This window comes from Acidovorax sp. GW821-FHT09A11 (assembly GCF_059418365.1).
This window is the reverse complement of record NZ_JBWKPS010000002.1, coordinates 726,512-740,350: the sequence shown is the minus strand read 5'-3', so window position 1 is coordinate 740,350 and position 13,839 is coordinate 726,512. Positions and strand designations below refer to the sequence as shown.

At 68.6% G+C, this 13,839-nt stretch carries 10 protein-coding genes; 2 read left to right on the top strand and 8 right to left on the bottom strand.

Features of this window, described 5'->3' with window-relative positions; translation table 11 throughout:
• Positions 1-36: 36 nt before the first annotated feature.
• Positions 37-525: an acyl-CoA thioesterase gene (locus AC07PV_RS07490; RefSeq protein ID WP_218293861.1), complete on the top strand. Its 489-nt coding sequence runs from the start codon at positions 37-39 to the stop codon at positions 523-525.
• A 65-nt stretch (positions 526-590) separates the two neighbouring features.
• On the opposite strand, the gene AC07PV_RS07485 is transcribed toward AC07PV_RS07490, so the two are convergent.
• The 8 genes from AC07PV_RS07485 to nirB all read right to left on the bottom strand — a co-directional run bounded on the left by AC07PV_RS07485 (position 591) and on the right by nirB (position 11,727).
• Positions 591-2,030 (bottom strand): cellulase family glycosylhydrolase, encoded by a 1,440-nt coding sequence (locus tag AC07PV_RS07485; RefSeq protein WP_218340622.1) that lies wholly within the window; start codon positions 2,028-2,030, stop codon positions 591-593.
• 181 nt (positions 2,031-2,211) lie between these two features.
• The gene (locus tag AC07PV_RS07480) at positions 2,212-2,925 is read right to left on the bottom strand and encodes a methyl-accepting chemotaxis protein (RefSeq protein WP_494629844.1); all 714 of its coding nucleotides are present in this window, start codon (positions 2,923-2,925) and stop codon (positions 2,212-2,214) included.
• Positions 2,926-3,108: 183 nt separating this feature from the next.
• On the bottom strand, positions 3,109-3,930 hold the full coding sequence (gene cobA / locus AC07PV_RS07475; protein WP_218293864.1) for a uroporphyrinogen-III C-methyltransferase: 822 nt from the start codon (positions 3,928-3,930) through the stop codon (positions 3,109-3,111).
• Positions 3,927-4,850, bottom strand: a complete 924-nt coding sequence (gene ybiB / locus AC07PV_RS07470) for a DNA-binding protein YbiB (protein ID WP_494629842.1) — start codon at positions 4,848-4,850, stop codon at positions 3,927-3,929. Before ybiB ends, cobA begins: the two co-directional genes overlap by 4 nt.
• A gap of 179 nt (positions 4,851-5,029) precedes the next feature.
• Positions 5,030-7,867, bottom strand: a complete 2,838-nt coding sequence (locus AC07PV_RS07465) for a nitrate reductase (RefSeq protein WP_494629841.1) — start codon at positions 7,865-7,867, stop codon at positions 5,030-5,032.
• Positions 7,868-7,988: 121 nt separating this feature from the next.
• Complete coding sequence (gene nirD, locus AC07PV_RS07460; protein ID WP_218294442.1) at positions 7,989-8,387, bottom strand: nitrite reductase small subunit NirD; 399 nt, start codon at positions 8,385-8,387, stop codon at positions 7,989-7,991.
• 83 nt (positions 8,388-8,470) lie between these two features.
• A complete protein-coding gene (locus tag AC07PV_RS07455; protein ID WP_218293867.1) occupies positions 8,471-9,262 on the bottom strand; it encodes a type IV pili methyl-accepting chemotaxis transducer N-terminal domain-containing protein in 792 nt (263 codons plus the stop codon).
• Between the two features lie 20 nt (positions 9,263-9,282).
• The gene (gene nirB, locus AC07PV_RS07450; RefSeq protein ID WP_494629840.1) at positions 9,283-11,727 is read right to left on the bottom strand and encodes a nitrite reductase large subunit NirB; all 2,445 of its coding nucleotides are present in this window, start codon (positions 11,725-11,727) and stop codon (positions 9,283-9,285) included.
• A gap of 332 nt (positions 11,728-12,059) precedes the next feature.
• Between nirB and AC07PV_RS07445 the strand changes: the two genes are divergently transcribed.
• On the top strand, positions 12,060-13,823 hold the full coding sequence (locus AC07PV_RS07445) for a bifunctional protein-serine/threonine kinase/phosphatase (protein WP_492254864.1): 1,764 nt from the start codon (positions 12,060-12,062) through the stop codon (positions 13,821-13,823).
• The last annotated feature ends 16 nt before the right edge of the window (positions 13,824-13,839 follow it).

Here is a 13,839-nt window from a genome sequence, read left to right as displayed (position 1 = left end):
GTGCCGCCGAGACGGTGCGGCCCCTAGAATCGCGGCATGAACATCCCTTCCCACCAACTCAGCATGACCGTGCTCATGTCGCCCGACATGGCCAATTTCTCGGGCAATGTGCACGGTGGCGCCATTCTCAAGCTGCTGGACCAGGTGGCCTATTCGTGCGCCAGCCGGTATTCGGCGTGTTACGTGGTCACGCTCAGCGTGGACCAGGTGATGTTCCTGCAGCCCATCCATGTCGGTGAGCTGGTGACCTTCCTGGCCAGCGTGAACTACACGGGGTCATCGTCCATGGAGATCGGCATCAAGGTGGTGGCCGAGGACATCCGCTCGCAGGTGGTGCGCCATGTGAACAGCTGCTTCTTCACCATGGTGGCGGTGGATGAATCGCGCAAGCCGGTGACGGTGCCGGCGCTGTCGCCGTCCACGGCCGACGAACGCCGCCGCTGGGAAGCGGCCCTGCTGCGCAAGGCGCTGCGCAAAGAGCTGGCGCAACGCTTCCAGCAGGTGCGCGAGTCGGCGGGCACCTGACGGCTTGATGGACGGGCTGGCTGGCGGTATGCGCGCCGCCGCGCGACGGCGGCGCGGGGTGATGATCAGCGGACGGCGCAGAAGCCGAATTCGGCCGCCGCTCCGGGAGAGAGCGTCTTGTTCCAGTCCACGCCAGAGGCGTTGAGGTTGCTGCCCGCCTGGGACCAGGTGGCGTTCCACAGGTTGTTGACGGTGCCGCTCACCGGGACGGTGATGGCCCAGTTGCCCTGGGTGGTGCCCGTGTTCACGATCTGGACCCGCTGGCAATAGCCGGAACCCCAGTCGCTGTCCGTCGTCTGCAGGACGGAGAAGTTCGCGGCCGGGGTGGGCGTTGGCGTCGGGGTGGGGGTCGGAGTCGGCGTAGGGGTTGGTGTGGGCGCCGGGGTGGTTGCATCGCCCCACAGCCGTTGCAGCAACTGGACCTTGTCGGCGCGCACGGTGGTCCAGTCGTCATCGAGAATGCCGCCGGTGTCGCCACTGTTGGGGTTCCACGACCAGTAGAAGCCGCTGCGCATGCCCTTGCCGACCATGTAGTCCACCAGCGCGTTCTGCCACAGCACGTCGCGCGCATCGCCACGGCCCAACTTGCCGCCGAACTCGCCCAGCATCACGGCATAGCCCGCCTGCACGAATTGGCCGAAATGCTGGTCCCAGATGGCCGGCATGTTGCTCGGGAAGTTGGAGGCGTTGAAGTAGGGCTGCACGTAGACATCCGGCCCGTAGGTGTGCGGCGCCAGCAGCAGGCGGTTGGCCGGGATGTTCAGCGGCGTGCAGGCCAGGGGTTCCAGATTGCCGCCCCAGAAGTGCGCGTTGCCACCCGAGCAGCTGGGGTTTTCGCCGATGCCTTCCACCGCGATCAGCCACTGGGGCGCCACCTGCAGCACGGCCGCCGCGGCGCGCTCGGCCGCGCGGTTCCAGTCGGTGGCGTTGTTGCCGGTGCCCCAGGTGGCCGCGCCGTGGGGTTCGTTCTTGATGTCGATGCCGATCACGCCGGGCACGCCCGCATAGCGCTGCGCCACAAAGGTCAGGTCGCTGATCCACTGCTGCTCGCTGTAGCCCGGGGTGTACCAGAGCTCGCTGATGGTCTGGCAATCGGGGGTGTGGTGGTCCAGCAGCACATACATGCCGCGGTTGCTCAGCTCGCCGACGACCTTGTCCATCACCTGGATGGCCGACAGGCCCTGCAGGTCGGCATTGCGGCCGTAGTCGATGCTGCTGGGCGTGGCGGAGCCATGCAAGGTGGCGGGGCAGAAGGGCAGGCGCACGGCGTTGAAGCCCTGCGCCTGCATCTGCGTGATCATGTCGGTCCAGTTGCGTGCCCACAGGCCGTGCACCACATGGTTGTTGGTCTCGAAGCCAAACCAGTTCACGCCGCGCAGCTGGATGGCCTTGCCCGCACCGTCCAGCACCTTGCCGGCGTTGATTTCGTAGCTCCAGGCCGCGCTGGCGCTGGCCAGCAGGCAGCCGGCCAACGCCAGGCTCTTGCACAGGGTGGTGATCTTCATGGCTCGCGCATCTCCCGAAAATGGTGTTGTGTCTGGCAGTCAGCGGGAAGGCCCCTGGCGGGCGGGCCTGCGCTCTCGCAGTGTGGGCGCCCCGCGCACCGGCGGCGTTTCCATGGATGCCAATTGTAAGAGGCTGTTCGCGGTCTTCCGGGACGTTCGCGCCATCTTTGCGGAATGGGGGTCAGGCCGCGTTGCGGGTGCGGCCTGCCAGCGACACGGCCTGCAGCGAAAGGCCGTCGATTTCATGGGTGATGCCCGAAAGCACGTTCGCCACCACGGCAAATTCCCGCCCGTGCTGGCCCGCGCGCGCCGCCATGACCTGCGCATTGAAACTGACCACCTTGGCCTCGCGGGCCACCGTCTGGATGGACTCCACGATGCCCGCCAGTTCCTTCATGAGGGTTTCGGACTGGGCCTTGCCCACCTGGTCGAACACCGTGGTGGCGGTGTTGAGTGCCTCCAGCACGCCGTCGGTGGCCTCCACCAGCCGCGCGAGCACTTCCTCGACGCGTGGGCTGCGGCGCTCCGTCAGGTCCAGCGCGGTGGCGACCTGCTGGGCAAAGGCATCGATGACGGTGCCCACGCCTCCGGGCTGCCCATACACCTTGCGGATGCGGTCGGCGTCGGGAGCGTTGAAATGGCGGGGCGTGTCCACCAGCCGGGCCTGGCTGGCGGTGAACAGGGCCAGGGTGCCGCGCGCGGCCTTCAGGTGCAGGTCGCTGCCGCCGGCGGCCAGCACGGTTTGCAGCACCATGCGCTGGGACAGCATGCGCTGGCGGGCGGCGAGGTTGACCAGCGACATCTCGGCATCGCGTGCCGCCGGTGGCGAAGGCATGGGCAGGGTGGAAGGCGGTGCGGACGTGCCCGGGCGTGGGGAGAGGGAATAGGCTGCCATGGTGGTCCTTGTGCTCATTGCATTCAGATACATACTTCAAGCAATAGCCGGGCCAGCGCGTGGCCGCCGGATGGCCGCCGTGCGGGGGAACGATGGGACCGCCAGCGGTGTGCCGTTGGCCGTGGGGCGCACGGTGCGGCGGCCCCGGCCGGGACCGTGGGGAGGCGGCGTGGCGTCCTCGGCCTACACGGCGCGGCGCGCCAGGGGAGCGTCCTGCGATGCCAGGGCCACGCCGCGCACCACATCGCCCACCACGATCACCGACGGGCTGGCCAGCCCTTCGTGGGTGATGGTGGCATGCAGCGCTCCCAGCGTGGTGACGGCCTGCCGCTGGTGCGGCAGGCTGGCGTGCTGGATGATGGCCACGGGGGTGTCGGCCGGCAGGCCGGTGAGCAGCTCCTGCTCGATGGTGGCAGCGCCACTCACGCCCATGTAGATCACCAGCGTGAGCCTGGCGTCGCGGGCCGTGGCGGCCAGCTGGCGCCAGTCGGTGCCCGCGTCGCCGGGCTTGGCGTGGCCGGTGACAAACACCACGCCGTGGGCATGCTCACGGTGGGTGAGCGGTGCGCCCAGCGAGGTCAGGCCCGCCAGGCCCGCCGTGATGCCGTTGACCACGGTGACGGGCACACCGGCGGCGCGCAGGTGCTCCACTTCTTCACCACCACGGCCAAAGATGAACGGATCGCCACCCTTGAGGCGCACCACGTTCTCGCCTTCGTTCACCGCCATCAGCATCAGCTTTTCAATGAAGGCCTGGGGGGTGCTCTTGCAGCCGCCGCGCTTGCCCACGTAGATGATGCGTGCCGTGGGAGATGCGTGGGCCACGATGGCATCGCTCACCAGGTCGTCCACCAGCAGCACGGTGGCTGCCTGGATCGCCTTGAGGGCCTTGATCGTCAGCAGCTCCGGGTCGCCCGGGCCCGCGCCGACCAGCGTGCAGCTGCCGCCGGTGCCCAGGTGGGGCTTGGAGGGGGGCAGGGTGGCGGGGGGTGTGGGGCGGCTCATGGGGATGTCTCCGAAACTGTTTGATCGGCAAGTTGCAAGATATGTTCCACCTGGCGCGCAATCGCGGGTGGAACCGGCAACTCACCCGCCAGCACGCGGCGCGTGTAGGTGGCGGTCGTGGCGACGTCGATCTCGGCCGGCAGGCCCGGCACCTCGCTGGCCGTGCCGGGCTGCTGCGCTTCCAGCACCTTGTGCACGCCGTTCACGAAACCGTCGTAGCGGGGCGTGCGGCGGGGGTCGGTGGCGACCTCGCCTTCCAGGCCGCGCGAGAGCAGCGCGCTCATGCCCAGCGTGTGGAAGGTGGTCTGCAGCATCTCGAAGTATTCAGGATGGGTGTAGGCCGTGACCACCACCGAGGGCCCCGCGCACGGGCTCATCAGCTTGACCACGCTGTGCCCGGGGTTGCGCAGGCCCACCACCTCGCGCACGGCCAGCAGGCGCGCCAGGCCCGCGTGCAGGTGCTGGGTATGGATGTGGCGCACGCTGCCGTTTGCTATTTTTTCAGGAGCTGTCAGCGCATGTACATCCAGCGCCAGCAGCACATCCGATGCCAGAATGCGGCGCGCCTCGGTGCGCATGCCATGCAGCAGCACGGGCAGGCCCTCGCGCGCCAGCAGCAGGGCCAGCAGCGGCGTCAGCACGGGCAGCTTGCGCGCACCGTTGTAGCTGGGCAGCACGATGAGCGGTCGGTCGGTGGCGGGCAGCAGGGCCAGGCGCTGGTGCGTGGCATCGAGAAAGCCGCACATCTCCTCGGACGTCTCGCCCTTGATGCGCATGGCCAGGCAAAAGGCGCCGATCTCCAGGTCGCTCACCTGCCCATCCAGCACCTGGCCGAACAGATCCGTGGCCTGCGCGCGCGTGAGCGGCTTGGCGCCGCGCGCGCCGCGCCCGATCTCCTTGATGTACTGACTGATGCCCATGGTATTTTTTTGCGGGACTTGTACTTGTGAAACAGGGCTCCAGCGTCGTTATTTCGGCTTGCCGTACAGGCGTACTGTCTGCGCCGAAAATGCCTAGCTGGAGCCCTGTTGCACAAGTCCTTGTGGGGGTTCTAGGGGGAACTGAGCCGCTATTTTCCTGCAACCCAGAGAACTTTTGGTTATATGGTGGCCTGCGCCAGGGGCTTGGCCGCCAATGGGCCGGTGGCGCGCACCATGCGCTTGAGTTCGGGCAGGCACGAGCCGCAGTTGGTGCCGCAGAGCAGCTTGCCTTGCAGCTGGGCCAGGCGGTCGTCGTCGGTGCCGTGGCAGCGCGCCAGCTCGGCGGTGATGGCGGTGTCCGTCACGTTGAAGCAGGTGCACACCGATTTGCCGCGCGACTGCACGGCCACGGGGGCCTTGGCGCCGGGCACCAGCAGCAGGCGGCCGTAGGTCTGCGCGGGCAGTTCTTCCTGCAGCAGGGTCTTGAGCCAGCCCTCGGCGCTGGTGTCGCCCGCCAGCACGATGCCTTCGAGCGTGGTGGTGTCACCGTGGCGTGCCAGCCGCGCGGCGCGGCGCTGGCCGCGTTTCTTGTCGGCGTAGCGCAGCGTGTCGGTGGTGGCCAGGCCCATCAGGGCTTCGATGTGTTCCACCGTGGCGTCCGGCGGGGCTTCGTGCGCGGCGGCGCGCAGCAGCACACCCACGCGCTCGCGCCCGGGTTCGCCCAGCGGCGTGTTGTTGCTGAAGGGCACGCAGCTGGCAAACGGAAACTGCGCCATCAGCGCGGACAGCGCCTCGCGCGTGGCCTGGGCGCTGCTGGCGGGCAGCCAGGCCATGGCCAGCAGCGTCCAGGGCAGCTCGGCCTTGAGCACCTTCACGGCCGCGTGCTTGAGCTCAGGCTGCTTGGACGTGGGGCAGTAGGCCGAGGTGGTGAGTGCGTTCACGCCCGCCAGCCGCTCGCCGGTGGACGAGCAGCCGCTCAAGAACTCGCTGCCCCAGTGCATCGCCATGAAGGCCTGCGACAGGCCCACCGTGGTGTCGGCCTGCGCGGGCACCACGATGGTGCCGCGCTTGCTTGTCACATAGACCAGGTCGCCGTTCTTCAGGCCGCGCCGCTCCATGTCCTGCGGGTGCAGCTGCACGCTGGGCTCGGCCACGTGGCCGAAGAGGCGTCCGAGCGTGCCGGTGCGTGTCATGCCGTGCCACTGGTCGCGCAGGCGGCCCGTGGTCAGGCTGAAGGGGTAGCGCGATTCGCGTTGTTCGGCCGTGGGCAACCAGGCGTGCGGGGCAAAACGTGCGCGGCCGTCGGCGGTGGGGAACACGCCGTCTTCGTACAGGCGCGCCTTGCCGGTGGTGGCGCCCTCGGGCAGCGGCCACTGTTGTGGCCCTTGGGATTCGAGCATCTCCCACGACAGGCCGGTGATGTCCAGGTCGCGCCCTCGCGTGCTTTCGCGGTGCTCGTTCCACACGGTTTCGGCGCCCTGGTCGGCGTCGCCAGTGGCGTAGGGGAACAGCGTGGGCTGGCCGGGGCGCAGGCGGGCCTCCAGCTGGTGCGCGAACTGCACCGCTATGGCCCAGTCGTGGCGTGTTTCGCCGGGGGCGGGCACGGCAGAGCGCACGCGCGAGATGCGGCGCTCGCTGTTGGTCACGGTGCCGGTTTTTTCACCCCAGGTGGTGGCGGGCAGCAACAGGTCGGCGTACTGCGCGGTGGCGGCGGTGGCAAAGGCCTCCTGCACCACCACGAACTCGGCGCGCTGCAGCGCGCGGCGCACGGTGGCCTGGTCGGGCATGCTCTGCGCGGGGTTGGTGCAGGCGATCCACAGGGCCTTGATCTCGCCGTCGGCAGCGGCCTGGAACATCTCCACGGCCGTCTTGCCCGGCTTGCTGGGCACATCGGCCACGCCCCACAGCGCGGCCACTTCGGCGCGGTGCTGCGGGTTGGTCAGGTCGCGGTGGGCGCTGAGCAGATTGGCCAGGCCGCCCACCTCGCGCCCGCCCATGGCGTTGGGCTGGCCGGTCAGGCTGAACGGGCCCGCGCCGGGCTTGCCGATCTGCGCGGTGGCCAGGTGCAGGTTGATGAGCGCTGCGTTCTTGGCCGTGCCGCTGCTGCTCTGGTTCAGGCCCTGGCAGTACAGGCTGAGCGTGGCTTTGGACTGCGCAAACCACTTGGCGGCGGTGGTCAGGTCGGCCACCGAAATGCCACAGGTCTGCGCCACGCGTTCGGGTGTGTAGTCGCGCACCAGGGCCTTGAGTTCGTCGAAGCCCGTGGTGTGCGCGCCGATGAAGGCGGCGTCGATCCAGCCTTCCCACAGCATGATGTGCAGCATGCCGTTGAACAGCATCACGTCGCTGCCGGGCTGGATGGGCAGGAACAGGTCGGCCATGCCGGCCGTGTCGGTGCGGCGCGGGTCGGCCACGATGACCTTCATGCCGGGGTTGGCGGCGCGCGCGTCCTCGATGCGGCGGAACAGGATGGGGTGCGCCCAGGCCGCATTGCTGCCCACGATGAACAGGCACTGCGCGTGTTTCACGTCGTCGTAGCAGGCGGGTGGTGCGTCGGCGCCCAGCGTCTGCTTGTAGCCCGCCACGGCGCTGCTCATGCACAGGCGCGAGTTGGTGTCGATGTTGTTGGTGCCGATCAGGCCTTTGGCGAGTTTGTTGAAGACGTAGTAGTCCTCGGTCAGCAACTGGCCGCTCACGTAGAAGCCCACGGCGTCGGGGCCGTGCTGCTGGATGGTGTGGGCAAACTTCTCGGTGGCCAGGCCCAGGGCCGTGTCCCATGAGATGGCGCGTGGAGCATCGCTGCGCTGCAGACGTTGCTGCGGCTGCAGCAACCGGGTCTGCAGCGTGATGGGGCTGCTGGCGGTGAGGTGCAGGGTCGAGCCCTTGGTGCACAGGCGGCCAAAGTTGGCGGGGTGGTCCGGGTCGCCCCGCACGCCGGTGATCTGGGGGCCGTCGCTTTCGATGATCACGCCGCAGCCTACGCCACAGTAGGGGCAGGTGGATTTGGTTTCTTGCATGGCGTGGATTCCGGTGTTTTTGTGCTCCAGCGCTTGTGTGGTAAGCGCTGAAAGCTATGAATTTGTTAGCGTTTTCGGGCGACAGGCCTTCTGGCGCGGAGCTGGCTCCGGGGCTTCTTCTTCACGCCGCCACGCCGCGCCGCGCGGGCCCGGCCAGCGGCCGTGCCAGGTCCAGCGCGTGCGAGGCCAGTTCCGTGGCGTCCAGGTACACGCTGCCGTCTTCCACCTTCACGGCGAAACGCGGCGTGCAGCCTTCGTCGGGCGCCGAGGCCTGGCCGTCGCACAGGCCGATGGTCCAGTTGTGCAGCGGGCACGCCACGTGGGTGCCAAACACGATGCCCTGCGACAGCGGGCCGCCCTTGTGCGGGCAGCGGTCCAGCAGCGCGAACACGCCGCCGGCATCGTTGCGGAACACGGCCACGTCCAGGCCCTGGGGGCGCGCCACGCGGCGCGAGCCCAGCTCGGGGATGTCGTCCACGCGGCAGATCAGCTTCCAGTCGGCGGGGGTGGTCGTGGTCATGGTCATGGCGATGATTCCTTCGATTTTTTTTGTGTTGCGGGGGCGTGGGGCCGTGGGACGGGGTACCGGACGAACAGCCGGGCTCAGGCGGAAAGCGCGGCGTACAGGCCGGTCACGCGGTCCATGCTGGAGAGCAGGTTCTCGCTGGCCACGAACACCTCGGCCACCTGGCGGTTCACGTTGCCGCCGCCCTGCATGCGCTGCAGCGCGGCGTCGAAAAAAACCCACTGCCCGTCGGCCAGCTGCAGCTCCTGGCGGATGCGGCTGGTGGCCTGGGGGGCGTTGCGCAGCAGCTCGGTGGCGGCGATGAATTCGCCGCGCGCCTTGGCGATCTCGGTGGTGGCGGTGGCCGCGTCCACGGGCAGCATGGCGGCCAGGTAGAACTTGGCCATGCGCTGGCTCAGCATGCGCTGGCGGCCCGCAACGTTGACCAATTGGCCCACGGGCTTGCCCAGCGCGGCTTCGTACTGCGTGGTGCCCTGATGGGCCAGGGCCAGCACCTTGGCATCGGCCTGCAGCATGGCGCTGGCGTTGTCGGCGGACGAGGTTTCGGCCGCCAGCGTGACCTTGTGGGCGGCCCAGGCGGTTTCCAGCTTCACATAGGTCTCGCGGATGGCGGGCGAGGGCGCAAAGGCCTTGAGCTCCGCCAGCTGGCGCTCGAACAGCGCGATGGACTGGCCCAGCACCTGGCGCGCCGTGGGCGTGTCGGCCTTGTGGGACAGGGCCAGCCAGGCCTTGCCCACGCGCTGGCTCAGCATGCGCTGGCGCCCGGCCTTGTTGATGGCGTCGTTGAGGTCGGTGACCTGGGCGTGGGCGTTGCCCAGCGGGGCCAGGGCGCCGCAGGCCGCGGCGGTCAGGAGGGTTCTGCGTTGCATGGGATGTGCTCCGTGGGGACTCAGGCGCCCAGGGGGGCGAATTGGCGGGTGTCCACCGCCGCCTTGTCGAACTCGAACCAGGGGTCGGGCTCGCCGTCGAGCGCGAACTGCAGCTGCTCCCACAGGGCCTTGCGGCCTTCGTGGTCTTCGAGGATGCGTTTTTTGACGTAGTCCAGGCCCACGCGGTCCACGTAGTGCACGGTGCGTTCCAGGTACCAGCCCTCCTGGCGGTACAGCTCGCAGAACGCGCCCGTGTACTCCAGCACTTCCTCGGCGGTCTTGAGCTTGGTGAAGAAGTGCGCCACCTCGGTCTTGATGCCGCCGTTGCCGGCCACGTACATCTCCCAGCCCGAGTCCACACCGATGATGCCCACGTCCTTGATGCCGGCCTCGGCGCAATTGCGCGGGCAGCCGCTCACGGCGAACTTGACCTTGTGCGGGGCGTACATGCGCCACATGGCGCGCTCCAGGTCCTTGCCCATCTGCGTGCTGTCCTGGGTACCCATTCGGCACCACTCGCTGCCCACGCAGGTCTTCACGGTGCGCAGGGCCTTGGCGTAGGCGTGGCCGCTGGGCATGCCGATGTCCTTCCACACATTGACCAGGTCTTCCTTCTTCACGCCCAGCAAATCGATGCGCTGGCCTCCCGTGACCTTGACGGTGGGGATCTTGTACTTGTCCACCGCGTCGGCGATGCGGCGCAGTTCGTCGGCCGTGGTCTCCCCCCCCCACATGCGCGGGATGACGCTGTAGGTGCCGTCTTTCTGGATGTTGGCGTGGCTGCGTTCGTTGATGAAGCGGCTTTGCGGGTCGTCCTTGGCCTCCTTGGGCCAGGTGCTGATGAGGTAGTAGTTGACCGCAGGGCGGCAGCTGGCGCAGCCGTTGGGTGTCTTCCATTCCATGAACTTGAACACGTCGGCGATGGTCACCAGCTTGGCTGTGCGGATCGCATCGCGCACGGCCTGGTGGCCGTGGTCGGTGCAGCCGCACATGGCCTTGGTCTTGGGCGTGGCGCTGTAGTCGCCGCCCGCTGTGAACATGATGATCTGCTCCACCAGCCCGGTGCATGAGCCGCAGGAGGCGCTGGCCTTGGTGTGCTTGCGCACTTCATCCAGCGTGAACAGGCCTTTTTCCTTGATGGCCTTGCAGATGGAGCCCTTGGTCACGCCGTTGCAGCCGCAGACCTCATCGCTGTCCTGCATGGCGGCAGCCTTGCTCTGGCCCTGGTGGCCGGTGTCGCCCAGATGCGATTCGCCGAACATGAGCTTGTCGCGCAGGTCGGTCACGCTGCGGCCGTCGCGCAGCAGCTTGAAGTACCAGCTGCCGTCCACCGTGTCGCCATACAGGCAGGCGCCCACCAGCTTGTCGTCCTTGATGACGAGTTTCTTGTACACACCGCCGAAGGGGTCGCTCATCACGATTTCCTCGGTGCCTTCACCGCCCTGGAAGTCGCCGGCCGAGAACAAGTCGATACCGGTGACCTTGAGCTTGGTGGAGGTCAGCGAGCCCTGGTAGCGGCCGATGCCGAACTCGGCCAGGTGGTTGGCCAGCACCTTGCCCTGCTCGAACAGCGGGGCCACCAGGCCATAGGCAATGCCCCGGTGCGCGGCGCATTCGCCCACGGCGTAGATGCGTGCGTCGGTGGTGGTCTGCAGCGTGTCGCTCACCACAATGCCGCGGTTCACGTGCAGACGCATCTTTTCAGCCAGCGCGGTGTTGGGACGGATGCCCACGGCCATCACCACGAGGTCGGCGGGCACCTCGGTGCCGTCCTTGAATTTCACACTGGCCACGCGGCCATCGGCGTTGCCCACGAGTTCCTGCGTCTGCGCACCGATCAGGAACTGCATGCCGCGCTGCTGCAGCGAATCCTGCAGCATCTTGCCCGCCACGTCGTCCAGCTGGCGCTCCATGAGCCAGCCCGCCACGTGCACCACGGTGACCTGCATGCCGCGCTTCATGAGGCCGTTGGCGGCCTCCAGGCCCAGCAGGCCGCCGCCGATGACCACGGCGTGTTTGTAGGTGGCGGCGGCGTCGATCATCGCCTGGGTGTCGGCGATGTCGCGGTAGGCCAGCACACCCTTCAAGTCCTTGCCCGGCACGGGCAGGATGAACGGGTTCGAGCCGGTGGCCATGATCAGGCGGTCGTATTCGGCGGTGATCACATCGCCTGCGGCACTGGTCGCGCTGACCACGCGGCGCACGCGGTCCACGTCGGTCACCGTGAAGCCGGTGTGCAGCGTGATGTGGTTGTCGGCATACCAGGACCAGTCGTTCAGAATGATCTCGTCGATGGTCTGCTCGCCGGCCAGCACGGGCGAGAGCAGGATGCGGTTGTAGTTGGGGTGCGGCTCGGCGCCGAACACCGTGATCTCGTACAGATCGGGGGCAATCTTGAGCAGCTCTTCCAGCGTGCGCACACCGGCCATGCCGTTCCCCACCATCACCAGCTTGAGCTTTTTCATCGTGACTCCGTCCGTTGCGCCGCCGGGGCGGCGCGAAAAACAAAAAAGGCGTCCACACGATGCTGCTTCGAATGCGATTCGAAACGGCATGTGGGGACGCCTTTGTCCGTACAACTCCTCGGTGCGCCATTGCACGGCTGAATTGCGGGACCCCGCAGGGTCGTTGCCTACGTTAAGCAATGCTTGTGCCAGTCGCCCTGCACGCATCTGGGGCGCGGGCTGGCGCCGGGCCCGGAGAATGGGGCAGGCCGGGGCCGGACCCGTGCCGCCCCGCGCACCCGGCGGGCGCGGCATGCACCACCTTGGGCATGAAACCTGCATGGAGCTGGTGCATGAGTTTTGAACTGGACTTTGGCTACACCTCGCAGGCCGGGCGCAAGGCGTTGAACGAGGACTTCGCCGCGCTGGTGTCCGGGCAGGGGCGCGAGCGCGAGCGGGGTGCCATCGCCGCCATCGCCGATGGCGTGAGCACGGGCGGCAACGGCCGCGAGGCCGCCCAGACCACGGTCAACACGCTGGTGAACGACTACTTCGCCACGCCCGACACCTGGGACACCACGGTGGCGCTGGACCGCATCCTGTCCGCCCACAACGGCTGGCTCGCGTCCATGAACCGGCGCCGCCAGCCCGCGGTGGGGCTGACCACCGTGACCGCGCTGGTGCTGCGCGGCCAGTCGTACACGCTGGCCCATGTGGGCGACACGCGGGCCTACCTGCTGCGCGGCGGCCGGCTGCAGCAGCTGACCGCCGACCACGTGATGTCGCAGCACGACTTCGCCCACCAGCTCACCCGCGCCATGGGCCTGGATGACCATGTGGTGGTGGACTACAGCCAGGGCGAACTGCACAGCGGCGACCTGTTCGTGCTGCTCTCCGATGGCGTGCACGGCAGCCTTCCCGTGCGCGAACTGCGCCAGCTGCTGCGCCAGGGCGGGCCGGCGCAGGCCCTGAGCGACGGGCTGGTGCAGGCCGCGCTGCGCCGAGGCAGCAGCGACAACGTGACCGCGCTGATCGTGCAGGTGCAGGGCGTTCTGGAGGCCACGCTGCAGGATGAATCCCGCCGTGCGCAGGACCTGCCCGTGCTGCCCCTGCTCAAGGTGGGCGACACCGTGGATGGCCTCACGGTGACGGCCCTGGTGGCCGACAGTGGCATCCACCGCATCTACCAGGTGCGCGACGGGGCCACGCAGCGGCTGTATGCCCTCAAGACCCTGCTGCCCGCGCGCGCCCACGACGCGCAGGAGCGGGCCACGCTGGCGCACGAGGCCTGGGTGGCGCGGCGCATGCAGTCGGGCCAGGCCGCAGCCCATCTGGCGCGGCTCAACGACTGGCCATTGGGTGCCACCGGCACGGGCGACGGCGCGGGGGCCAGCGCGTTTTACCTGCTGTACGACTGGCATTCCGGCGACACGCTGGGGCAGCGCCTGCGCCACCGCCAGCACCTGGCCGTGGGGCAGGCCGTGACGGTGACCGTGCAGGCCGCGCGCGTGCTGGGCTGGCTGCACCGCCAGGGCGTGGTGCACCGCGACATCAAGCCCGACAACCTGCACCTGGGCGACGACGGCGTGCTGCGCGTGCTGGACCTGGGCGTGGCCCTCTCGGGCCGCGAGCCCGAGGCCACGCGCCGCCTGCACGCGGGCACCCCCAGCTACATGAACCCCGAGCAGTGGCCGGGCTACGAACGCAACGGCGATCCCGCCGGCCAGCTGCCCGACGCGGGCAGCGACCTGTTCGCGCTGGGCGTCACGCTGTACCAGCTGCTCAGCCACGGGCGCCTGCCCTATGGCGAGGTGGTGCAGTACCAGCTGGGCCGCTACCACCGCGACCCCGTGGCCCCCAGCCGCCACAACCCGGGCGTGCCCATCTGGCTCGACCAGATCGCCCTGAAGGCCGTGGCGCGCCACCGCGCGCAGCGCTTCGAGACGGCGGAGGAGCTGCTGCTGGCCCTGGAGCGCGGCGCGTCGCGGCCCCTGTCGGCCCCCGGCCCCCAGCCCCTGATGCAGCGCGATGCCACGGCCCTGTGGAAGATCGCGCTCGCGGTGAGCGTGCTGGTGAACCTGCTGCTGATCTACTGGCTGCTGTTCCTGCCCCGGTAGGGGGCGGCAATGGTGG